Source organism: Ferruginibacter albus (genome assembly GCF_020042285.1).
Classification (GTDB): Bacteria; Bacteroidota; Bacteroidia; order Chitinophagales; family Chitinophagaceae; genus Ferruginibacter; species Ferruginibacter albus.
Genome location: NZ_CP083388.1, coordinates 1942584 through 1967577 on the forward strand (window position 1 = coordinate 1942584; position 24994 = coordinate 1967577).

Annotated in this window: 18 protein-coding genes; 12 read left to right on the forward strand and 6 right to left on the reverse strand. The window is 37.3% G+C overall.

Features of this window, described 5'->3' with window-relative positions:
• Positions 1 to 46 precede the first annotated feature (46 nt).
• On the forward strand, positions 47 to 769 hold the full coding sequence (locus K9M53_RS08510; protein ID WP_224013813.1) for an SDR family oxidoreductase: 723 nt from the start codon (positions 47 to 49) through the stop codon (positions 767 to 769).
• Between the two features lie 4 nt (positions 770 to 773).
• Here K9M53_RS08510 and K9M53_RS08515 read toward each other — a convergent pair whose 3' ends face one another.
• Complete coding sequence (locus K9M53_RS08515) at positions 774 to 2039, reverse strand: RNA polymerase sigma factor (RefSeq protein WP_224013815.1); 1266 nt, start codon at positions 2037 to 2039, stop codon at positions 774 to 776.
• 21 nt (positions 2040 to 2060) lie between these two features.
• A complete protein-coding gene (locus K9M53_RS08520; RefSeq protein ID WP_224013817.1) occupies positions 2061 to 2402 on the reverse strand; it encodes a YciI family protein in 342 nt (113 codons plus the stop codon).
• Positions 2403 to 2896: 494 nt separating this feature from the next.
• Between K9M53_RS08520 and K9M53_RS08525 the strand changes: the two genes are divergently transcribed.
• A complete protein-coding gene (locus K9M53_RS08525; RefSeq protein WP_224013819.1) occupies positions 2897 to 13618 on the forward strand; it encodes a PKD-like domain-containing protein in 10722 nt (3573 codons plus the stop codon).
• 164 nt (positions 13619 to 13782) lie between these two features.
• Positions 13783 to 14376, forward strand: coding sequence for a hypothetical protein (locus K9M53_RS08530; RefSeq protein WP_224013822.1), 594 nt, complete (start codon positions 13783 to 13785; stop codon positions 14374 to 14376).
• 11 nt (positions 14377 to 14387) lie between these two features.
• On the opposite strand, the gene K9M53_RS08535 is transcribed toward K9M53_RS08530, so the two are convergent.
• The 3 genes from K9M53_RS08535 to K9M53_RS08545 form a co-directional block, all read right to left on the reverse strand.
• On the reverse strand, positions 14388 to 14660 hold the full coding sequence (locus K9M53_RS08535; protein WP_224013824.1) for a hypothetical protein: 273 nt from the start codon (positions 14658 to 14660) through the stop codon (positions 14388 to 14390).
• Positions 14661 to 14704: 44 nt separating this feature from the next.
• Positions 14705 to 17182 carry a DUF5916 domain-containing protein gene (locus K9M53_RS08540; protein ID WP_224013826.1) on the reverse strand — a complete coding sequence of 826 codons (2478 nt, stop codon included), beginning with the start codon at positions 17180 to 17182 and terminating at the stop codon, positions 14705 to 14707.
• Positions 17183 to 17281: 99 nt separating this feature from the next.
• Entirely contained in the window at positions 17282 to 18631 is a 1350-nt protein-coding gene (locus K9M53_RS08545; RefSeq protein WP_224013828.1) for an MATE family efflux transporter, read from the reverse strand.
• A 43-nt stretch (positions 18632 to 18674) separates the two neighbouring features.
• Here K9M53_RS08545 and K9M53_RS08550 point away from each other — a divergent pair, with 43 nt between their 5' ends.
• The 7 genes from K9M53_RS08550 to K9M53_RS08580 all read left to right on the forward strand — a co-directional run bounded on the left by K9M53_RS08550 (position 18675) and on the right by K9M53_RS08580 (position 23422).
• Complete coding sequence (locus K9M53_RS08550) at positions 18675 to 19502, forward strand: DUF3822 family protein (protein WP_224013830.1); 828 nt, start codon at positions 18675 to 18677, stop codon at positions 19500 to 19502.
• Complete coding sequence (locus K9M53_RS08555) at positions 19493 to 20047, forward strand: RsmD family RNA methyltransferase (RefSeq protein WP_224013832.1); 555 nt, start codon at positions 19493 to 19495, stop codon at positions 20045 to 20047. Before K9M53_RS08550 ends, K9M53_RS08555 begins: the two co-directional genes overlap by 10 nt.
• Positions 20028 to 20597 carry a 5-formyltetrahydrofolate cyclo-ligase gene (locus K9M53_RS08560; RefSeq protein WP_224013834.1) on the forward strand — a complete coding sequence of 190 codons (570 nt, stop codon included), beginning with the start codon at positions 20028 to 20030 and terminating at the stop codon, positions 20595 to 20597. Before K9M53_RS08555 ends, K9M53_RS08560 begins: the two co-directional genes overlap by 20 nt.
• A 50-nt stretch (positions 20598 to 20647) precedes the next feature.
• The gene (gene lpxK / locus K9M53_RS08565) at positions 20648 to 21700 is read left to right on the forward strand and encodes a tetraacyldisaccharide 4'-kinase (RefSeq protein WP_224013836.1); all 1053 of its coding nucleotides are present in this window, start codon (positions 20648 to 20650) and stop codon (positions 21698 to 21700) included.
• 139 nt (positions 21701 to 21839) lie between these two features.
• Complete coding sequence (locus tag K9M53_RS08570) at positions 21840 to 22244, forward strand: energy transducer TonB (protein ID WP_224013838.1); 405 nt, start codon at positions 21840 to 21842, stop codon at positions 22242 to 22244.
• A 126-nt stretch (positions 22245 to 22370) separates the two neighbouring features.
• The gene (locus tag K9M53_RS08575; protein ID WP_224013840.1) at positions 22371 to 22907 is read left to right on the forward strand and encodes a hypothetical protein; all 537 of its coding nucleotides are present in this window, start codon (positions 22371 to 22373) and stop codon (positions 22905 to 22907) included.
• 317 nt (positions 22908 to 23224) lie between these two features.
• Positions 23225 to 23422: a hypothetical protein gene (locus tag K9M53_RS08580; protein WP_224013842.1), complete on the forward strand. Its 198-nt coding sequence runs from the start codon at positions 23225 to 23227 to the stop codon at positions 23420 to 23422.
• 46 nt (positions 23423 to 23468) lie between these two features.
• Here the strand turns inward: K9M53_RS08580 and K9M53_RS08585 are convergent, their stop codons facing one another.
• Positions 23469 to 23867, reverse strand: coding sequence for a hypothetical protein (locus tag K9M53_RS08585; RefSeq protein ID WP_224013844.1), 399 nt, complete (start codon positions 23865 to 23867; stop codon positions 23469 to 23471).
• Between the two features lie 85 nt (positions 23868 to 23952).
• Here K9M53_RS08585 and K9M53_RS08590 point away from each other — a divergent pair, with 85 nt between their 5' ends.
• Both K9M53_RS08590 and K9M53_RS08595 read left to right on the forward strand, forming a co-directional pair.
• On the forward strand, positions 23953 to 24309 hold the full coding sequence (locus tag K9M53_RS08590; protein ID WP_224013846.1) for a hypothetical protein: 357 nt from the start codon (positions 23953 to 23955) through the stop codon (positions 24307 to 24309).
• A 316-nt stretch (positions 24310 to 24625) separates the two neighbouring features.
• Entirely contained in the window at positions 24626 to 24982 is a 357-nt protein-coding gene (locus tag K9M53_RS08595; protein ID WP_224013848.1) for a response regulator transcription factor, read from the forward strand.
• Positions 24983 to 24994 lie beyond the last annotated feature (12 nt).

Genomic DNA, 24994 nt, shown 5'->3' on the forward strand with positions numbered 1-24994 from the left:
AAATAGTATTACTAATATTTTATTTTTGCACTATCAAAATTAAAAAATGAAATCATCTAACAACAAAATATTGATTACCGGCGGCGCTACCGGGATAGGCTTAGGATTAACTGAACGTTTCATCAAAGAAAACAATACAGTAATTATTTGTGGCAGACGTACAGAAGTATTAAAAGCAGTAACAGATAAATTTCCTTCTGTAATTTCTAAAGAGTGCGATCTTTCTGTTGAAGCCGATCGCATTGAATTGTATAAGTGGATAGCAAAAGAACATATGGATCTGAATGTATTGGTAAACAATGCAGGTATTCAAAACTGGATGAGTGTTTCAGACGAAGGCTTTTATCAAAAAGCAGCAGATGAGATTTCGATCAACGTAACAGCGCCCGTTCATTTAGCAAACTTGTTTGTCGGTTTGCCATCATTAAATACCATTATCAATGTTACTTCAGGGCTGGCATTTATTCCGCTTTCAAAAGTTCCTGTGTATTGCGCTACCAAAGCATTTATGCGTTCCTTCACACTTTCGTTGCGGCATATGCTGCAAGAAAAAAATATAGAAGTAATAGAAATGATACCGCCCGCCTTAAATACAGACCTTGGTGCAAAAGGTATACACGATGCATATCCACCGGTAAGTGATTTTGTAGAAGCTGTATTTGAACAAATGAAGCAAGGAAAGAAAGAGCTTACATTTGGAACAAGCGAAGCAAGAGCAAATGCCAATAATGAAATAATAGCCGATTATTTTAATAAGATGAATCCTTGATTGCTTATTGCCGGCATGCTGCTATTTTATTCGAGATAAGAATTTTATCTGAATTTGATCTTGCCAATACCAATGCATTTTGTAAATGAGCAATTGCTTTAGCATTATCAATACTTATATAAAGTTCTCCCATTAGAGAATGATATAAATGGTTGCCGGAAAGAGCTATCTTTTCTGCTTCTATGATCGCTTCTTTTTTGCCATATACTTTAGCAAATGCATAGGTTCTGTTCAATGCAGCAATAGGGGAGTATTCAATAAGTAAAAGATGATTGTACAATTGCAAAATATTCTCCCACTTTTCAGTTGTATCTTTTTTGATGGTATGCCAGTATGCAATGCCGGCTTCTATATGATATTTTGAAAGATGATTTCCTTGAGAAGCCCGGTTCAAAAAATATTCACCTTTGGCAATCAGTTCCTCATTCCATAAAGTAGTATCCTGGTCTTGGTATAAAACGATTTCTCCATTTTGATTTACCCTCGCATCAAATCGTGATGAATGGAAGCACATTAAAGAAAGCAACGCATTCACAAAAGGCAGGTTCGTTTGCTCGTTTTCAACCAAAAGATACGTCAACCGCATTGCTTCAATGCAAAGCTCTTTACGTAATGGAATGTTTTGATGTGAAGAATAATAGCCTTCATTAAAAAGTAAATACAATGTTGTTAGAACAGTAGAAAGGCGATCGTTTATCTCCGCTACTGTTGGTTGTTCGATTTTTATTTTATCTGTTCGGAGTCTCTCTTTAGCTCGCTGCAATCGTTTATAAATAACTTCTTTATTGGTTAGAAAAGCATTGGCGATCTCATCTGCACCAAAGCCGCAAAGCAGGTTTAAAGCTAATCCTATTTGTGCTTCTGTGGGATTACAGGGATGACAAACAACAAATATCATTGCCAATTGACTGTCGCTAATGTTTTTTACAGACAGATCGATTTCTATTTCTTCGGAATTTTTTGAAGTATGCTTTATTGCTTTTGTAATGGTTTGTGCAAAAAGTGAATTACGCTTTATATAATCCTTTGTTTTGTTTTTTGCTACAGTGTACAGCCATGCTGTAGGGTTTTCAGGCAATCCTTTTAATCCCCATAGTTCAGAAGCAGAAAGAAAAGTGTCGCTAACAATATCTTCTGCAATTTCTATATGTTCAATACCAAACAGCTTACAAAGTACGGCTACTATTTTCCTGTACTCTGTTCTGAATAAATGTGGTATTAATTCTGTTTGCTGCATATAATAAATGCCTTTGCAAAAGTACAAAGGCATTTATGCTTTTTATTATTCGGTTTACATGGCATCTATTTCTCTTACTTCCACGCTGCCGCCCATTTGCAAACCCGGACAACCTTTTGCCAATTCCGTTGCTTCTTCTAAAGAGTTGGCTTTTACAATAGTATAACCTGCCAATGATTCTTTGATCTCTGTGTAAGGTCCATCAGTGATCACATTACCCGGTTTTAGCACGTTGCCTGAAGGTACCAATCGGTTGCCTCTGTCGGTTAATTTGTTTTGAGCTGCAATCCCGCCTATCCAATCGATCCAGCGTTTAGTAACAGCCTGCATTTCTTCCGGCGAGGCTTTAGGAGTGGCTTTGTAATCTGTTCTGAACAGAAAAAGAAAATCTTTCATTTTTTAAATTTTTAATTAGGAAAAACAAATGACGATCGAGTTTTTAAAATTGGACAAGTATTTAAAATATTTTGAAAATAAACAGTTATATCCTGAAAGATATAACTCTCTTGTTTGTTTTATAATGGCAGGCGCTGATAAGATAATTAAATTAGTATGTAGGGTAGTAAAATAGTTTTTACGCGACTTTTTGCTCTAAATCAAGAAAAATGTAAAAAAGTTGTGATTTGTCAATATAAATTTTTATTTTTGCCTTGTACCGTATGATATGCACCTCGCATTTCACCTTAGTTGCCCCCTTAGCAACGTACTAACAAGTAATCCTCTTCCTCTGAACTTTCGCTTTATCCTTCGTATTAACTCTTACACTAACGAATTAGCGTTTTAAGCTATCCTGTCATCTATTTATCATTATCAGATTCCTGTGAATTTCATATCGTTAATCGATTGATTTTGTTTGCATTGTTTAAGTTATCGAGATAAAAAATACAGGAATGAAACAAGTTTACCCTCTTTTACCGTTTTCAGTGTTATTGTATACTATCAGGCATGCTGAAACAAGCATTACTACAGTTGTACTATCACTGTTATGCATCATTCTTTTTGCTGTAGCATTAATATTTAATGATTACAAACTAAGAAAATTGAGAAAACAGGCAAGGCTTGCTTTCATCCATCATAAAAACACTCATTCTCTTAGTTTATATAAAAGAGCAGGATTAGTAATTGCCTTTCTGATAGGCGGTCTTTTTGTTACGACGGTAAGTTTAGCACAAACAACAAATACTTACAATTCAAGCACAACCTGGACTTGCCCTATTGGCGTAAGTTCTATAACTGTTGAATGTTGGGGTGCAGGCGGAGCAGGTGGTGGTGCAACAGCTAATCCATCCTCAGGCGGCGGTGGTGGTGGTGGTTCTTATGTAAAAAACACTTCAATAGCTGTTACTCCAGGAACAACATATACCATAACAGTAGGTGCAGGCGGTAGCGGAAGTACAGGAGCTGGGCAGGCTGGAGGTGATAGTTGGTTTGGAAGCACTACAACAATTTTAGCAAAAGGCGGTAATGGAGGTAATGGGGCAAGTTCTACCAACCAAACCGCTACAGGTGCGGCTGCTGTAACTACCGGTAATGTGGGCGCAACATCTCCGTTCAATTATTATGGAGGAGCAGGCGGAACGGGTAGTTCTAATGGCGGCTCAGGTGGTGGTGGCGGTTCCAGCGCAGGAACAGGTTCGAACGGTAATAATGCTTCAGGTCGTAATGGAGGAAGTGCTCCTACGGGAGGTTTTGCAGGAGCTGATGGATCTACGTCTTCAGGCAGTGGTAGTAATGGAGGTGTTGGTGCCGGTGGCGCTGGCGGAAAAGCAAGCAGCAGTACAGACAGAAGCGGAGGTGATGGAGGCGATGGCAGAATTAAAATAACATACACTGTTTTAACGTATAAAGATGCATGGGTTTCAATGGATCTGACCGGTGGCGGCACTTTTTCAGGAACTACATGGTGTGCAGGTGAAACCAGAAATGTAAAAGTAACGGTAAAGAATACCGGTACGGCAACATGGACAGATGCAAGTCCTGATATTAACATCGGTGTTAAATGGAATACCAACGGAACAAGCTGGAATGATTATAATGTAAGAGTGGATGCGGCAGGCTTAGCGCCCGGTGCAACTGCTACTTATACTTTACCTGTTACGGCTTCTAATAATGTAGGTGGGGTGTACACTACGCCCTTAGCCACCGGTACTAATAAATTAACCTTTGATATAGCTTACGAAGGTGTTGCATGGTTTGCGAGTAATGCAGGCGGCGTTGGTCCAAGTAATGTTGTCAGTACTTCTTCCAGTATTACAATTGTAACTTCCCCTACAGCTAATTCAGGAAATGCATTAACTACCTGTTCTACTTCAGGAGCACTTAATATTACATCCGGAGCAAGTGCTGCCAATCAAACAAGTGTAGCATGGACATCCAGCGGAACAGGAACGTTCGCCAATGCCAGTTCATTAACAACAGCAACGTATACACCAAGTGCAGCGGATATTGCAGCCGGAAGCGTAATGCTGACATTAACCGCTAAAGGAAGTGCATGTAATGTTTCTTCTTCAAAAACATTAACCATTAATACGCCACCCACAGCTGCAGTGGCAGGAGCAGCTCAATCAGGCGCGGCAACTTGCGGAACAACTACGGTTACATTAGGCGCCAATACGCCAATCTACGGTTCCGGCTTGTGGACGATAACTTCAGGTACCGGTGGTTCTTTTACTGATGCCACCAGTCCAACAACAACATTCAGTGGTATTGCAGGTAGTAGCTATGCATTAAAATGGACGATCTCTCAAACAGCTTGTACATCATCTTCAGATAATACAACAGTAAGCTTTAGTCAAAATCCAACAGCAGCTAATGCAGGTGCTGATCAAACAGATGCAGCAACCTGCGGATTAACTACGGTTACTTTAGCGGCAAACGCACCAACTGTTGGTACAGGACAATGGAGTATTGTATCAGGTACAGGAGGTTCATTTGCAGATAATCTAAATCGTTCTACAACATTTACCGGTGTTGCAGGTAATACATATACATTAAGATGGACAATTACCAGTGCATTCTGTGGAGCTTCGACAGATGATGTAGATGTAGCTTTCAATGTTCCGCCAACAACTGCTAATGCAGGTGCTAATCAAACAGGCAATGCTACCTGCGGATTAACCACTGTAGCAATGAATGCCAATACGCCTTTAGTTGGAACAGGGCAGTGGAGTATTGTATCAGGTACAGGTGGTTCTTTCGATGATGTAAATAATCCTGTTGCAAACTTTAGCGGTGCTGCTGGTAATAGTTATACGTTAAGATGGACGATCACTAACGGCCTTTGTAAATCAACAAGTGATGTAAATGTTACATTTAATACCGGCGCAACTCTTGCTGATGCCGGCGCTGATCAAGGTGCTACAGCAACCTGCGGATTGACAACTGTTACATTAACGGGTAATACACCTTCTTTCGGAACAGGACAATGGAGTATTGTAAACGGAACGGGTGGTTCATTTAGTAATGCTTCTAATCCTGCATCAACTTTTACAGGAGTTGCAGGCAATACGTATACATTAAGATGGACAATAACAAGCCCATGTAATATTACTTCTGATGACGTGGATATAACTTTCAGTGCGAATCCGACAACAGCGAATGCAGGCGCCAATCAAACAGCTGCTGCAACCTGCGGATTAACTACAGTTACTTTAGCAGCCAATACACCAACAGTAGGAACAGGAGTGTGGAGTATTCAATCAGGTACAGGTGGAACAGTAACAGATGTAAACAATCCAACCTCAACATTTAGCGGCGTTGCCGGAAATACATATGTATTAAGATGGACCATTTCAAATAGTCCTTGTACATCTTCTTTCTCAGATGTTACTATTACGTTTAATCAATTACCAACAACAGCAGATGCAGGTCCTGACCAAATTGATGCTGCAACCTGCGGATTAACTACAATAACATTAGCAGCGAATACGCCAACAACCGGTACAGGTAAATGGAATATAGTTTCAGGAACCGGTGGTGCGATCAATAACATAAACAATCCGTCATCAACCTTTAGTGGTGTTGCAGGTAATACCTATACATTAAGATGGACAGTTTCAAACAGTCCATGTACAGCATCAACAGATGATGTAGTAATTACATTCAATCAAATTCCATCGGTTAGCAATGCATCAACCAAAAGTATTTGTAATGCTACAAGTACCAATATTGCTTTAACAGCAAGCGTTGCAAGTAATTTCAGTTGGACATTAGGAACAAATGTTGGTAGTATTACAGGTGCAAGTGCTAGTGTTAGCCCGGCAACTACCATCAATCAAACATTAAATAATTCAAGTAACTCAGGATCAGGTTCAATACAATATATTGTTACACCAACTTCAACTATAGGTTGTGTAGGTAATCCTTCAACTATAACAGTAACAGTTAATCCAACACCTGCCGTAACTAATACAGCTACAGCGGCCACTTGTAGCGGCACGGGTCCAAACATTGGTTTAACAGCAAGTGCACCAAGCTCTTTTGCATGGACGCTCGGAACAAATGTTGGAACTATTACCGGTGCAACTGCTACATCAGGTTCAACCATTAATCAAACATTAACCAATCCAAGTAATGCAAATACAGGCTCTATAGAATATAAGGTTACACCAACATCTACAACAGGTTCTTGTGCGGGAAGTCCTTATACTATAACGGTTACGGTTAATCCAAAACCTGCTGTTACTACTGCAACTACTGCTTCTACCTGTAGCGGAACAAGTCCTAACATTGGTTTAACAGCAAGCACACCAAGTTCTTTTGCATGGACTCTCGGAACAAATGTTGGAACTATTACGGGTGCAAGCGCAACATCAGGTTCATCCATCAATCAAACATTAACCAATCCAAGTAATTCTTCCAACGGAAGTATTCAATATGTTGTTACACCAACGGCAACAACGGGTTCTTGTGTAGGTAATACTACCACCATAACAGTAACGGTTAATCCAAAACCTGCCGTAAGTAATGCTGCTACGAAATCGATCTGTAGCGGAACAAGTACTAATATAGGGTTAACAGCAAGCACAAACAGCTCATTCAGCTGGAGTATAGGAACTATTACAGGAGGTATTACCGGTGCTAGTGCAGGCTCAGGACCTACAGGTACTACAATCAACCAGGTATTAACAAACCCAAGCAATTCAACAGCAGGCACGGTACAATATGTTATTACACCAACCTCTAATACAGGTTCCTGCGCAGGCGCTCCTTATACCATAACGGTAACGGTTAACCCATTACCAATTGTAACAGTAAGTACTAACTATTGTGTTGGGGGAGGTGTGGTGAAACTGACAGGAAATTCATCAATTACACCTGCTACTTATTTATGGACAGACGCAGAAACTACGCAAGCTATTAATGTTGATATTGCAGGAACGTATGCCGTTACCGGTACTGTCACTGCTACAGGTTGCCAGGCAACTGCTTCTACTGTTGTTGCACAGGAATTAGTAACCAATGGAGATTTCAATGCAGGTAATACAGGCTTTACTTCCGGCTACGCAAATAACCAGTCTTTTTATACAACGGGTACAACAGGTTTAGAGTTGGAAGGCTTATATGCCGTGAATAATAATGCACATGATTATCATCCTGCATTTTATGGAACAGATCATACCAGCGGAGGGGCAGGAACCGGTAAGTTTATGATCGTGAACGGCAGCGGAACTGCATCGCAAACTATCTGGCAACAAACCGTAACTGTTACACCTAATACCACTTATTATTTCTCTGCATGGGCAATGAGCTTGAACCAGGTTACACCGTATGCGCAATTATCATTCGCTGTAAATGGTTCAGTGATTGGAACAACCGCTGTATTAGCTGCCGGCGCTACCAGTACTTCGGGTCCATTTAATTGGACACGTTTTTACGGGACATTTGATCCGGGTAATGCAACATCTGTGGTATTATCTATTGTGGATCTGCAAACAGCATTAGGTGGTAATGACTTTGGTTTAGATGATATTTCTTGTAGTACTTTATCTCCTGCAACATTATCGGTTACTCCACAGGCAAATGGTGGAGGAGCAGTTTGTTCAGGTTATCCCTTAAGCTTAACCGGCAACCAAACCGGTGGTACAAGCCCTTTTACTTACTCATGGACAGGACCTTCTTCTTTCAATTCATCGACACTTAACCCAACTATTGCCAGTGCAAGTACGTCTAATAACGGAAGTTATAGTCTTACTGTAACAGATGCGCATGGTTGTTCAGGCACGGGAAGTGTTTCCGTTAGTGTTAACACAACACCTTCGGTTAGCAACCAAACAACTACTACCTGTAGCGGAACAGCATTTAGTGTTACTCCTTCAGGAACACCATCAGGTACAAAATATACCTGGGGCGCTCCAACAGGAAGTGGATTTACAGGTGGTTCACAACAAAATACCGGGCAAACTTCTATTAGTCAAACATTGACGAACACAACGACTAGTCCTGTTACAGCTACATATACTGTAACGCCAACATCCGGTGCCGGTTGCGTAGGCAATACATTTACAGTAACAGTAACGATTAATCCAAAACCAAACATGACCAGTGCTTCTTCTGCAACGATATGTAGCGGAAGTACAGTAAGCATTCCTTTAACAAGTGATGTAGCTTCTTCTTACGTGTGGGTTGCAGCAAGCAATGGTAATGTAACAGGAGAAAGTACCTCTAATCAAAGTACAACAACGTTAAGCAATACGCTTACCAATACTACTACATCAGTACAAACAGTTACTTATACTGTTACGCCAACTTCAACAACAGGAAGCTGCCAGGGTAGCGGGCAAACAGTAACGGTAACGGTTAACCCAATGCCTTCTGTAAGCAATCAAACTACATCGGTATGTACTGGCGGAACATTTTCTGTAACACCGGGCAGTGTGCCATCAGGTACAAAATATACCTGGACAGCTCCAACTGGTACGGGATTTGGCGGAGGTTCTGCACAATCAACAGCACAATCTTCTATCAGCCAGGTATTAACCAATTCAGGTACAACAGCTGTTACAGCAAGTTATACCGTAACACCAATTTCCGGAACCTGTACGGGAAACAACTTTACATTAGCGGTAACGGTTAATCCAAAACCAACAATGACAAGTGCATCTTCTGCAACTATCTGTAGCGGAACTGCCGTAAGTATTACTTTGACAAGTGATGTGGCTTCATCTTATCAATGGTCAGCAGCAAGCAATGGCAATGTAACAGGCGAAAGCACCTCTACACAAACAACAAGTACTTTAAGCAATACATTAACCAATACAAGTACTACTGCACAGAATGTAGTATATACCGTTACGCCAACATCAACCGGTGGAAGTTGTGCAGGTAGTTCACAAACGGTAACGGTTACGGTTAATCCAAAACCAACTGTAAGTAATCAAACAAAAACAATTTGCAGCAATACTGCATTTTCAATAACTCCAGGCAGTGTCCCATCAGGAACAACTTACACGTGGACTGCCCCAAGTGGTACCGGTTTTACAGGTGGTTCAGCGCAATCAACTGCGCAATCATCTATCAGCCAAACATTGGTAAATACCAATACTACAGCAAAAACGGCAACTTACACAGTAACGCCAACATCAGGAACATGTACCGGAAGCACTTTTACTGCTACTATTACTATTAATCCTGAACCGGTAATGAACAGCGTTTCTACTGTTACCATTTGTAGCGGAACATCAGTTGGATTATCCCTATCAGCAAGTGTTACTTCCGGTTACTCATGGGTGGCAACAGATAATACAAACATCACGGGTGAAAGCTTAAGTAATCAATCAAGCAGTACAATTAATAATACACTAACCAACAGCAGTTCAACAACTGCACAAACAGTTACGTATACTGTTACGCCAACCTCCACTGCTAATAGTTGTGTAGGAGCAACACAAACAGTAACGGTAACGGTTAATCCAAAACCATCTGTAAGTAATCAATCTGCTACAATATGTAGTGGTAGTACCTTCTCAGTAACTCCAACCGGTGTTCCTGCAGGTATGACCTATACCTGGGCAACACCAAGCGGCAGTGGTTTTACAGGTGGTTCGGCACAATCAACTGCTCAATCTTCTATTAGTCAAACATTAACTAATTCAGGAACAAGTATAGCTACAGCAACATATACCGTTACACCTAAATTGAATGGATGTTCGGGTAATACATTTAGCTTACCTGTTACTATCAATCCATCTTTAGCAAATAATAATATCACACTTACTTCAGTATGCAAAACATCTTCTAGCAGTGCGCAGGTGATCATTTCACAAAGTGGTACGGCAGTGAGCGGCGGAGATGGCACTTACACTTATTCATGGGAATTCAGTTCACCGGGTAATTCAAGCTATGCTCCGGTATCCGGACAAACAGGCGCTTCCTTAACACTTAGTCAAACTGCTAATAATGGTTTTTATAGAAGAACTGTAACATCAGGGGGATGTTCGTCTACATCAGGTTCAGTACATGTTAATATAAACAATGCTGTTACAGCGGCTGATTTTAGTGTAACCGGCGGCGGTAGTTATTGTTCAGGTAGTGGCGGACTAACAGTAGGATTAAATGGCTCTGTAGCATCACAAGCAGAATATTATGTAACATATGAATTGTATAAAGATGGCATTGCAACAGGTAATGTTATAACAGGAACGGGGTCTGCTATCAACTTTGGAAATCAAACTGCGGCTGGCACTTATACTGTACAGGCAACCGTTACCGCAACCGGAGGTTCCTCATGTTCAGCCATTCCTACAACAGGCAATGTTAGTGTATCAATTAATCCATTGCCCACAGACGTAACAGCTTTTGCTACTGCTACTCAAATTTGTACAGGAACAAGCGGTAATATTCAAATTAATAATTCGCAAACAGGAATAAATTATCAACTAAGAGATAATGCAACCAATGCCAATATTGGCACAGCTGTTGCCGGAACGAACGGAACAATAATTTTAACAACAGGTAGCCTTAGTGCTAATAAAGCATACAATGTTTTAGCCACCAACGCAACCACATCCTGTACTTTACAATTGAGCAGCACTATTTCTATAATAGTAAACAATGTCATTACCAATAATACTATCAGTAATGCACAAACGATCTGTTCAGGCACAGCTCCTTCATCATTAAGCGGAACTGCTGCTGCAGGTGGTAACGGCACGAACAACTATTTGTGGGAAAGCAGCACCACGAGCGCTACAACCGGTTTCAGTAATGCCGGTGGCTCTTGTAACGGACAACAATATTCACCTGCTACATTAACCCAACCAACATGGTATAGAAGAACAGTTAGTTCAGGCGGATGTTTTGATACCTCTTCAACTGTATTAATATCCATTAATGCGCCGGGCAGATGGTTAGGTGGCAGCAATGATTGGTTTGATGACAATAACTGGTGTGGCGGTATACCTGTAAGCACTACGGATGTATTGATCCCTACAGGCTTAGCAAATTATCCTGTAGTAAATTCCGGCACTGCTGTTGCGCATGATATTACAATAGAAACCGGTGCATCTGTACTATTGAATACTGCTACGATCCAGGTACATGGAAGTATTTCAAACAGCGGCGATCTGGATCTGCAAAACGGAACATTGGAATTAAAAGGCAATGTAGCCCAGGCAATTTCAGGAGGACAGTTTGTTCAAAAAACATTGAACAATTTGATCATCAGCAATACCAGCAGCGCAGGTGTGAATTTAGCACCTTTACAATATGATACATTGAAAATTGCCAATAGCTTGTCTTTCGGTAATGTTAATAATGCTACGTTTAATACAAATGATAATCTTACTTTATTATCTACCGAAACACTTACAGCAAGAGTTGCAGACATTACCAACAATGGAACCAATTCGGGCAATAGCATAACAGGTAAAGCAAATATTGAAAGATATATTCAATCGCATAGAGCATGGCGCTTACTAACAGCACCTATCAATAGTGCACAAACTATCAGTAAAGCATGGCAGGAAGGCTATGCAACTACTACGCCAGTTAATTTGCAGCCGGCAATAACAGTAAATGTTGGTTATGGAACAGAAATAACCAACATGCTTAATACAGTTCCCGGCAGTGGTACAGGTTTTGATGCAGCTGTTACCAATAATCCTTCCATTAAATATTTAAGTAATGGCGGCTGGGCTGTGCCTGCCAATACCAGCAGCTTTAATATTTCAAGTCAACAAGGGTATATGTTATTTGTAAGAGGTGATAGAACGGTTGTTGTGACAAAACCACCTTTCAATCCTTCAACACCTACTGTGCTGCGTCCGTTTGGAACATTAAACCAAAATAATAAAGCAGTATCTGTTGCCGGAAAAGGATTCCAGATAATAGGTAATCCTTATGCATCACAAATTAATTTTGATAATTTATTTGTTGCAGATAGCATGAGAGTGGGAAGCAACTATTATGTATGGGATCCAATGATGACAGGAACACAAGGGGTAGGGGCTTTTGTTGCAGTATCGTATAATGGAAGTGCAGGCGACTACAGTTCTGTTACACATTTAAGTCCGTTTATGGATGGCAGGGTTGAATCAGGACAAGCATTTTTATTCAATTTTATAGATACAGGTAAGGTGACTTTTAGAGAACAGGATAAGAACATACAAACACGTTTGGTCTTCAGACCGGTTGTAACGCAAAAATTTAGAGCAAATCTATATTCCATAAATGATGGCAATGCAGAATTAGATGATGCGACGTTAACCGTGTTCGGGCAACAATTTTCAAATGCAGTTAGCTGGGCTGAAGATGCACAAAAAATAACCAACCCTTCTGAGAACCTTGCATTAATGCGTAACGGAAAAAGTATGGCTATTGAAAAAAGGCCAATGGTAACTGCAAAAGACACGATCTATTTACGCATTACACAAATGCAACAACAAGGTTACCAATTTGAATTATCACCATCGGGCCTGGAACAAACAGGTTTAAAGGCTACGTTGATCGATAATTTCCTTAAAACGTCAACGCCGGTAAGCCTAACGAATGATACTAAAGTAAATTTCACGGTAACAGCTGACGCAAATTCACAAGGCGCCAATCGTTTTATGATCGTATTTGATAATGCTAATCGTACAGTACCCGTAACATTTGTTTCGGTAAAAGCTTGGAAAAGCAATAAGAATGTTCCTGTGCAATGGAAAGTAGAAAATGAAATCAACATTCAACAATATGAAGTAGAAAGATCTACCGATGGTAAAAGCTTTACTGCTGTTGCTGAAATTCCTGCATCTTCTGTTTCAACGTATAACTGGCTAGATGAAAATGCAGTTGCAGGAGATAATTATTATCGCATTAAAAGTATCGATATGAATGGCGCTGCATTATATAGCAGTACTGTAAAAGTAGACATGGGTACTATTACGCCTTCCATTGTTGCCACTGTTAATAATGCAACAATCAATTTACAATTGGTGAATATGGAAAAAGGAACATACCAGGTAAGATTAACGGATGTTATTGGTCAATTGATCGCGTTGAAGTCGGTACAACATGATGGAACAAACAGTACAAAAACAATCAGCTTAACTAAAAATCTTTCTAAAGGAGTTTATACTATAGAAGTGATCTCGAGCAACAATAAAAACACTGCCGTTAAAATAGTATATTAAGGATTCATCTGACGTGTTAACCGCTTGGTCTTAATTTCAGGCGGTTTTTTTATTTGTAACATTTACATAGTATGGTAATGAGGATGTTAAATAATTCTTTTCGCTTCACCACTTTTTTGGAAAACCAACTTGCAGCCCTTAATATTGCGTATCAATAAATACTTATGAAAAAAATCATCTGTGCAACAGCAATGTTGTTCTTGTGTTTTTACGGAAATGCTCAAGTGATCTCTTCGCCGCTTCCTACGCCTGCTTTCTGTAATGCATTGGCAAAGATCGTCCTTGATTTTCGCTCCAATTTTCACAATGTGCAATTGGATAGTGTTGTGTTAGGAGAATATGATCATGATGTGTACGGAGCATCTGTGAAATTACCCGGCGCTATTGACAATACTATTTTACGTTTTCGTTCTGTAGAAGATACAACAGCCTCTTACCAATCTCTTTTTTATAATGGAGAAAGCCAAACAGATGCTATTAAAAGTTATAAGCATTGCGTGCAAATGCTAAAGAAGAGCCTGATAAAATGGTATGACCGGTCTCTTATTACTTTTAAAGGAAAACTGGAAGAACCTGATCCTAATTTAAGTTTTACAGAATCTACCTTACGATTAAAAACCGTGACAGATGAACGTTATAAAAACTTTTGCGCTTCTGTTGTTTTAACGGGAGATATGAATGGCTGGAAAGTGTACATCAATTTTGAATATAAAAACGCTGATACAGACCCGGAAGATGATGGTGATACTAAAGATTAATTAACGGCGAATTATTTCTCAAATCTTTCGTAGGATTGTGGTCCGATGATCTGAACCAAATGATGATCCTTTTCATCAAAACCTGCAAAATAAAACGTACTATCGTCATAAACAAGTTCTTCGCTAATGAGAACAGAAAACGCAACGATGTGTAACATCCTGTCCTCATCTTCTAACATTTTTCTATTACTCAATCCAATATACCTGATAGAACCTTGGTTGTAACTTCTTTTATTTTCTTTTAAAAAAGATTCTAATTTATTCTCTAATTCTTTTTTAATCATTCATTAATATTTTTATTGCCCTGTATATAAAAAGCGTGATGAATTTATCCTGCTACTTTCCTGCGCCTGGCATAGCTTGCATAATCTATATAATAAATTATTTGTAAAGATATATTGTTGTTTTGTGGTGAACTCCATGTATCGGCAAGATTTTTAAGATAATCTTTAACTACTATATCATCTACAGCACTCACTGCATTCTTCCAGGAAAAATTTAAAAAGCTACCCGGTGCAAACTGCCAGGTATAAAGCATGTCAATATTAAAATAATTTACGTTTTTGTTTTCGTAGGTTACATTGCTGTGAGATAAAGTCCCATCTTCATTTAATAAATAAAAACTTTTATACTCCAGTTTATTCCAATAATGTCTAAGTCTGAATGACAGACCCATGGTATTGGTAAAATTATATTTGATAGTTAAAATGTTTTCTAAAGAGATTCTGTCTCGTTTTCCAAAATAAACCAAGCTGGTGTTGCTTGCCGTATCGGTTGAATCAAAAGCATAGCCAACGTTATTAAAGCGTAACTGTAAGTAATCGGTAAGACTAATAGTCAATTTTTTATTAAACCTTATTTGGTTGGTAGGAGTGATGTCTGCATAGTTTCCATTAAAAGCAGGTAAATATCTATATGCCATTTCTAATGAAGCATAATACTTTTTAGCAGGGTTGGTATTAAAATAAATATCACCAACATAAGAGAAAGGTGTTTTATAAACACGTCCATCTACACGAGGTTCATAAAAATCATTTTGATTGGTGATGATGTCGAAGTATAAATTAAAATCCCATAGGTTTCTTAGTTGTCCGTTTACCGATGTATTAAAGTCTGCATATTGAAAATCTCCCGGCTTGTATCTACGTGAGTATAAAAAATTAAACGTATAATAAAGGTTATTGTAAAAATTGGTTGGTTTTAACCAACGGTATCCGATAAATAAACCATTGTCTAAAAAATTATTATTAGTGGCATAGCCCATATCATTCTGGCTATACTTATCATTGGTAAGATTTTGAAAAATGTTGAAATTAAAATTGCCACCGGCTTTTGCAAATGTTATACTATGACTGTAGCCTGTTTGGGTTTGCCCGTTATTTTCGTAATTAAATAATTGACTAATTCCTGCCTGACCGTAAAATCGGTATATATTCCTTTTATTGTAAAGATCCCATAATCCTGCCATGACATTGGCATCGTAATCAGCACCATTACGCATTGTGTTTGTATTGATAAACGAAACACTGGAATTATTTTTTAATGATTGGTCCAGAACGAAAATGTTGTAATTAGTAACAGGGCTCACTTCATAATTTCTCGTTCGCTTAGTAACGGTATCTTCAATAGTAGCATATTGAGCCCCGGTAACAGCATTTAAAAAACCGATACCCAAACCGTTGGATGTTCTGCCGCTGAACTTTACGGCATTAATAAGTTTTGTAGCGGTAGGGTTATTTATAACTTTTTCGTTATCATTCAAATGATCTTCAATATCATCATAATGCAGTGGAGTGCCGCCGATCCTTCTGCTGTAAAATAAATTTCCTTTACTGAATAGCTCTGTTCCTTCTGTAAAAAAAGTTCGGTACTCATTATATTTAACTTCAAAAGGAGTGAGGTTTAAAATTTGATTATCGCTTTGCACTTGTCCAAAATCCGGTATCAACGTCATATCCAATGTGAACGATTGATTGAGCCCATATTTAATATCCATGCCGGCATTAAAAGAACTTGTCCAGCTTTTTATAGCAGGATCATTGCTTGGAAAATGATTTACATAAGTAGATAAATAAGGTGAAAAGGAAAGCCGGACAGGAGGTTTTATATCCATCAGTTTAGTTAAGTATCCTGCCTGTGCAAATACATTACTTGCACCAACAGGATCAAATGGGTTCCATGTAAAGCGTTTACCGGCTTTTGTTCTTTTACGTACCAATTGTACACCCCAGGCTTGTTCATGCTTTTTTGTAAAGCGAATAGCAGCGTAGGGAATCTTCATCTCAAATGTCCAGCCTCCTGGAATGATCTTTACTTTTGTTTCGTAAACGCTATTCCAGTTGGCGTCTTCACCGGTGCTGGAATATTTTGCATCAAACTGTTCACCCAAGGGAGTTACGTAATAACCAAAGCCGTTTATTCCGTCATTGTAAGTATCAAATAAAATGCCGGCATAGTCATTTACACCTAATACATCTCTGCCAACCAACTCTTTTGAAATGCTGTCATTATTAGTTTCATGTAAAAAGCCTGCAATGTAGATCGCTTCATCATCATATAAAAGATAAAATTCTGTTTTATTGTTTACATCTTCTTTGTTTCCAAAAGAAGGTTGCCATTCAATAAAGTCAGAAAAGTAAGTGGCTTTTTTCCATGCACTATCGTTGATATCTCCATCTATAATAATTTTTTGATCAGTGCGTACTGCGCTCTGCTGTCGCTTAATGGGCAAAGCATCCTGAGAAAAAGATGTAAGAGCTGTAAGTAAAAAGAGCAGTGTAACGTATGCAGTTTTTGATAGCAACATGTATGCAGCAAATTTTCGATTATACCTGGCTAAAGCTATCAACAATACTTTGTTGATCCTGTAGCAATAGTATAAAAGGGTAATAAGATTGATAAAGGGTTATGAAATGTTGTTTTTCCACTTGCTTTTATTCATAGCAATAAAAGAAATGATAAAAATGACGATCCAGTATACCCACTCGTTGCTCCATGCATAAAATAAAGGCACCTTAAAGACCTTTACAACCAAAAAGGTGTGCAGCAAATAAAAAACTATAGCGAATATCTCTACCAGCAAATTAATTTTTGTTTGTCCTGTTCCTGTAAGGCTGTTTAGCCAAACTACTGCAAAGCTCATTAGCAGCATGGCGCCTGCCACAACACGCAATACCGGCGTTCCTTTTTCGGCAAAACTTTCACCTTGCCCGAAAAGATTAAAAAAAACTTCCGGAAAAATATTCAGTAAAGCTCCTATTACCAAGGCAGTACAAAAACTTAAACGAATGATCTTGTGAATAGCCGTTATTACTTCGTGATGGCGGCCTTGCCCCACCAAATTACTTACCACCGCATTGGTAGTACTGGCAAAAGCCCAAATAAAAACACCTGCAAAACCAAAAACATTTCTCATTACATTACTGATGGCTTTATCATCGGCATCATAACCTCTGTCGATCATGATAAAAAACACCAGCCATGTTGTAAGGCTGATAACATATTGAAGCACCAGGGGCATGGATATATTCAATACTTCTTTAGAAATGACCTTATTGAATGAATATTTTTTGGAAAGCGAAAAACGATGATGCAATTGTAAACGGCGGATAACTATATAAACAACAAGCAACCCAACTACCTCTGAAATAACAGAAGCTACTGCAGCACCATTAAAACCAAGTCGAGGAAAGCCTAAACGTCCTTTTATCAATGTAAAATCAAAGAAAATATTTACTGCCGATTGAAAGATGAACCCGATCATTAAATAACGGCTGTTAAAGGTACCTATCAAAAAAGCACCTCCCAATTGAAAAAGATATAAGAAGGGTAGTCCCAATACCCTGATCTTTAAAAAGTTGATCTCCTCGTTGTATGATTCAGGACTTAAAAAAGGTTTTAAGATATACGGAGTAAAAAACCATGTTATTAAAATACCGGCTATAGATATTTGTAAAACTATTCGCACTGCCTGGTGTACCAATACATGGATCTTTTCGATATTTCCTTCACCGGCGCTTTTAGAGATCAAAGACTGCAATGCATTATTAAATCCATTACCGGCAACAGCTACTATCAGGTAATATACACTTGTAATGCCCGCTTCACCTAACGATTTTTTACTCCATTGTCCTAAAAAAATATTGTTGGTTATATAATTGATCTGTGGTACCAATATCGCAAGACTGATAGGCAATGCAATAGAAAGTAAGCGGCGGTAGGTAATACTTATTTTTAAATCGTTATTTCCTTCCATAAAGTCAGCTAAATTAACTTATTTTGCTGCTTAAATGCAACCGGTGAACACATTATTTAACCTTCAACCAAATAATATCGATACATCGCAAGCAACGTTGTTAATGATACTTGGCTTGCATGGAATTTCTTATACTATTCTAAATGAAAATAGTTTTGAAGGTATAGGCTTTTATACATTTGGGGCGGATATCAGCTTAAAAAAAGTAGCTACTTCTTCTGATAAAATTATCAGCGGCGATTCTTTTTTGCGAAAAGAGTATAAAAATATAAAGATCGTTTATTCTTTTACAGATGCTGTTTTGGTCCCTTCTGAAATAATTAATGACGAATCCAATAGCGATATGCTGGACCTTTTGTATGGATATGCGCAGGAAGAAGTGCTTAAAAAAGATTTTTTAGCATCGCAGAGCTTATATAATATTTACCGGGTGCCTTCAGACGTAAATGATTATTTATCCGGAACATTTCCATCTGCAACTTATATTCATTTACATACGGTATTGCCTCAATTGTTAAAGGACGTAAAAGGCGCTCACATGTACTGCATTTTTGGAACAAATCATGTTACTGTTATGCTGAAGATAAATGATGCGCTGCAGATCATTCAAAAATTTACGTACAAAACTCCCGAAGATGTATCGTATTACCTATTAAAGATCTGTGCTGCTTTTAATGCACCGGTAAATGAAACTACTTTACATGTAACGGGTCTGTTAGACAAAGTATCTACATTATACACAGAGATATACAGGTACTTTATAAATATTTTCTTTGAAGGTTTGCCGGAAGGGTATACCTACGGTGATGAAATAAAAACTCATCCGTCACACTTTTTTAGTCATTTATTTTCATTGGCAGCATGCGTATAATCAGCGGAACATTAGGTGGCACAGTAATACACCCGCCTGCAAAAATGCCTCACACAAGACCTACTACTGATATTGCAAAAGAAGGCTTGTTCAATATTCTTCAAAATAATTTAGAATTTGATGCATTAAAAACACTGGATCTATTTGGCGGAACAGGATGCATAAGTTATGAATTAGCCAGCAGGGGAGTACCCGATCTTACCATTGTAGAAAAAGATACCGTGATGTATGATTTCATTAAAAAAACATCACAACAATTGAATATCGAAAATTTTAGAGTGGTTAAGTCGGAAGTTTTTAACTTCATTGAAACAGCGAATGAACAATTCGATCTGATTTTCGCCGGACCACCATATGCATTAACTACGATTGACGATCTGCCCAAATCGATATTTGAAAAACAATTATTGAAACACAAGGGTTGGTTTATATTGGAACATACTCCCAGGAATAATTATAAAAAATTTCCTTATTATAGAACGGAACGCAATTATGGTACCACTATCTTTTCTATTTTTATAAATAATGATCAAGCAACAACTTAGAAATATTTATAACGAAAAGCGCACTGCAATTACACATTCGCAGAAAGAAAAGCTGGATGATCTTTTATTGATACAGTTTCAAAAATTAGAATTACCGCTATTACATTCTTTAATGAGTTTCTGGCCCATGGCAGGTAGAAATGAGATCAATACACATATCATCACTGATTTTATTTTTTTTAGAAACCCGGGAATGCAGTTAACCTATCCCGTTACTGATTTTTCTACAGTAGAAATGAAAGCGATAATTGCAGATGATGATACGGTATTTCAAGAAAATAAATATGGAATAGCGGAGCCAACAACTGGCATTGAATTGCAGGCTAATGAAATAGAAGCTATTTTATTGCCGATGCTGGTGTTTGATAAAAATGGTTACCGGGTAGGATATGGCAGAGGGTTTTATGACAGGTTTTTAGCTAAATGTGCAAGCGATATTTTAAAAATAGGACTTTGTTATTTTGAGCCGATAGAAAAAATTGAAGACATAAACGAATTTGATATTAAGATGGATTTATGTGTAACGCCGGAAAATATTTATGAATTTTAAAGTATAAATTGAAGGTTGTATTTCGCACTTCATAAATTGTAATTCATTACATGTTAAAAAGCTTTCGATATTTATTAATTCCATTTTCCATTGTATACGGCGGCATCATAATGCTGCGCAACTGGCTGTACAATAAAAATTACCTGAAATCAGCAACATTCAATTTCCCGATCATTTGCGTAGGTAATTTAGCGGTAGGTGGAACGGGTAAAACGCCAATGACAGAATATTTGATCCGGTTTTTAAAAGGTAATTATAAAACAGCAACACTAAGTCGCGGGTATAAACGAAAAACAAAAGGGTTCGCCATTGCCAATGAAAAAACCACAGCTCTTGAGATTGGCGATGAGCCCATGCAATTTCATCAAAAATTCCCTGACATAACAGTAAGCGTTGGCGAAGAAAGATTGGTTGCAATTCCACAGTTATTGCATGACAGACCGGAAACACAGGTAATTATTTTAGATGATGCATTTCAGCATCGTCAGATCAATGCAGGATTAAACATTATTCTTACCGAATATAAAAATTTATATACCAGGGATCTGATGATGCCTGCCGGAGATCTGCGGGATATTCGGTTTAGCGCCAGGCGTGCACATATTATAATAGTAAGTAAATGCCCGGATCATTTGTCTCTTGCTGCAAAAGATGAATTGATCAAGGAATTAGATCCGCAACCGCATCAGCAGGTTTTTTTTACGGGTATTCGTTACGGCATGCCGTATCATTTATTTAATCGTACAGAAATCTCCATTACACAGGATACTGCAGTTTTATTGATCTGCGGTATTGCCAATCCTAAGCCTTTAAAAGATCATCTGACAGCAACTGTGCTTACTTATGATATGCTCCGTTTTAACGATCATCATATTTTCAATACGGACGACCTGTCAGAAATCAAAAAACAATTTGAAAAGATTTCTTCCGCAAATAAAATAATACTTACAACAGAAAAAGATGCCGTTCGGTTACAAAAGTTTGAACGGGAATTAAAAGACTATCCATTATATGCAATCCCCATAGAACATTCGTTCTTATTTGATAAGGATACTGAATTCAATGCATTGATAACCGCGTTTATTGAAACCTACAAAGACTGATTTAATCCTATAATTTATATTATGTTAAATAGGCGCACAGACAAAACCTCTGAAAACAATAAACAAAAAGCTACCCTAATTATAAAATGACAGTCCGGCTATAAAAATTGGTAAGTTTGTTTTATTCAAACATAACAAAATGAAACAATCAATTTTTTTCTTATTTATATTACTAAGCATTAAATCTACTGCTCAAAAAGCCCCTACTGATAGTCTTGTTCTTGATCAGCAAATATTTACTAAAGTAGAAAAAGAACCTCAACCTCCACTATCTTGGCAGGAGTTTCTTAAAGGCAACTTAAATACTCCTAAAGTATTTAAGAATAACGCACCCGTAGGAACTTATACCGTAGTTATTCGTTTTGTAGTATGGAAGGATGGAAGTATTTCAGATTTTGCAGCAGAGACAAAAGTAGGATATGGATTAGAACAAGAATGTATGAGGGTTTTGAAATTAAGTCCTAAATGGATTCCAGCTCTTCAAAATGACCGCCAGGTTAATTGTTACAAAAGACAGGCTTTTAATTTTGTTTCTAATGAATAATATTGAGGTTATTCTATTTAGAAAAAGCTTTGCCTATTCCCTATTTACCTCGTCAGCAAGTTTATATATCTTGGTATCTTATGGATGAAAAAGAACTGCTTATCTTTCATTTGCCAAATTTGATTTATGGAAATAGAAATAATAAAAAACACAGGTAATGGTATTTTGGAAATAAATAAACTTAAGTGGGAGTTACAAAATAAAGAACGAAAATCAAAGTGGATTTTTTTAGGAATATGCTGTCTCGCTCTTGCTACAGCAGGAGCCTTTATAGATTACCGAAGGAAGGAATTATTTTTAAACTTTTGCCTACGAGTAGCTATTTTCCTACTAATAGCCTTGGTTTCACTTGGCTGGATATATTATAAATCAAAAAGAAAATACTTTTCTAACATAAATAAAATTATTGCCGACTTTAATACAGGAAACATAGAGGCTGAAATAAAGATTAATGAATCCAAAGTTATATACAAAGAGACTTCATCTTATATTGAACTAAACTGGGAGAAATTCAGCTACTATAAGTATTACAAAGACTGCTTATTTCTACTTATAGGCAATTCTTATTTAAACTCTATTGCTATAAAAAAAAGCGATGTTTCGCCATCAGATTTTGATGAACTATCTCAATTTGTTGCAAATAAACTATCACAAAAAGGATAAAGAAAGTTATATTTTGACATACTTAAGATAGTTGCTTTCGCAATCATTCAGGAAGGCCTTACGTTACGACCTTCTTCCCTGTTGACTTTGTCAACAAGTTCATATAGTCTTCTATCCTGTTGGGTAGCTATAAAATATAAAAACCCTTGCACAACTAAAGTCATACAAGGGATTGTAACTATTTGACCTGTTAAATCAGATATTACTACTATAACGGGTTGTTCTTTCAATTATTATAAATCCAAAAATTATGTAAATACCTTTGGTATTGAAGAAATAAATCTTCGATTTATTAAATTCGGTTAAAATCTTATTACATGAAAACTTCTTTTGATTCGATTCTTCTCATCCTAATTGGTTTATGGGGAATAATCGCAGGAATTATTAATAAAGGTTTTTACTTAGGTTTTTGGTGGTCTGGTGGTTTTCCCAGCAAAAAACACCCAGCGCTTTACAAGTATTATTATGGGTGCAATTGCTTTGTTTATAGGATTGGCTTTGTTAAGAAAACTTAATCTTCATCATTGATAATTTACGTAACCATTAAGGCTGTAGAAATTATTATTGGCGCAAAAATTTTGAAATAAAAAAATTATCCTTATCTCTAATTATTAAAGTATCTTTTATAATGCTATATAGAAGGGTGTCGTACTCCTGATCAATATGAATTTTGTTATTATCGATTAAAACGTATTTACTTCTCTTAATAGTTTTACCTGAAGTTTCCCTGAAATCATACATAAAACAAGAATCATTTTCTTTAAATTCAATGATTGCAGATTTTCCATGTGGGTATGTTTCTTCAGAAAACTTAGGAGCATAAAGAGTATCTTTCCCATCTGTGTTACTATCTCCCATTCGCAAATAAAACCGTTCCCATTTACCAACAATAGGGTTTACAGTTTTTTTAAATGAGGTTGCTACTAAAATAATTAATAGTGATATCATTATTGTTTTCATATTCCAAATGTAGTAAAAAAAGGAAGGTCTTACGACCTTCTCCCCTGTTGAAATACGGGTGTATATTTTTTATTATCTTACCACTATGAAAAGAATATTTATATTGATTTGTTTTCTTTATTCAGCCAATTCTTTTGGACAACAAGTGAGCTATAACGATTTGGTGGGAGGACATTATAGAAATTCCAGCCATGATCAAAATGCTTTTAGTTTATATATAAAAGATAGTTCTCACTTTATGTTACAAGGTGAAAGGTTGTTCGTCACATATACTTATAAGTTAGATACCACTAATCACTTATTATTAGCTTTACAAATGAAGAAATACAACTACAAGCTTAAGAAGTGGGAATACTTTAAATCTGAAAAAATGATAAAGATTATTAGTAATAACGAGCTTATTGATGAAACTACCAATTCAACATTTAAGCGCATAAATTAATTCTTAGTTGCTTACGCAATCATCGGAATAAACTTACCGTTTATTTTTCCCGAACAAATTTCATTAAGATAGGTAGATATTCGGATGGACGATCAAGCGAAAGTGTACCCTGTCAACATTCCAACTCATATTAAACGAGCTAAGAACAAAATATTAGTAAATTTTATCAACTAAAAAGCTTATCTTGTATTCATTAACTCCTAATTGCAGATAACTACATTTCCAAATCGTTACAGTTGAGCGTAACAACACTTGTTCTTCTTCTACCATTTTAAGTTAATTACGGGCTTTCTATTATTTATTTTTAAATCTCTTAATGAACAATATACTAATTGCGGATGATTCCCAGGATCTTTTGGATCTGTTTACTTATATGTACAAACGACGAAACATAAATATATCTACCGTTACCGATAAAAAATCACTGTTAGATTTTTTGCAAAGGATCAAACCGAATTTAATATTGCTGGATATAGCATTACAGGGAGATTGTGGTTTGGAGATATGTAAAAAATTAAAAGAAGAATACAGTGATATCCCGATTATTCTAATGTCAGGAAACGCTAATAAACTAAAGCAATACAGAGATTATAATGCTGATGATATTATCGAAAAACCGTTCAGCGTAGAAACGGTTTTATTAAAAGTCAAAGAATTTATGGGTACCTCTTGATTTATCCTCAAA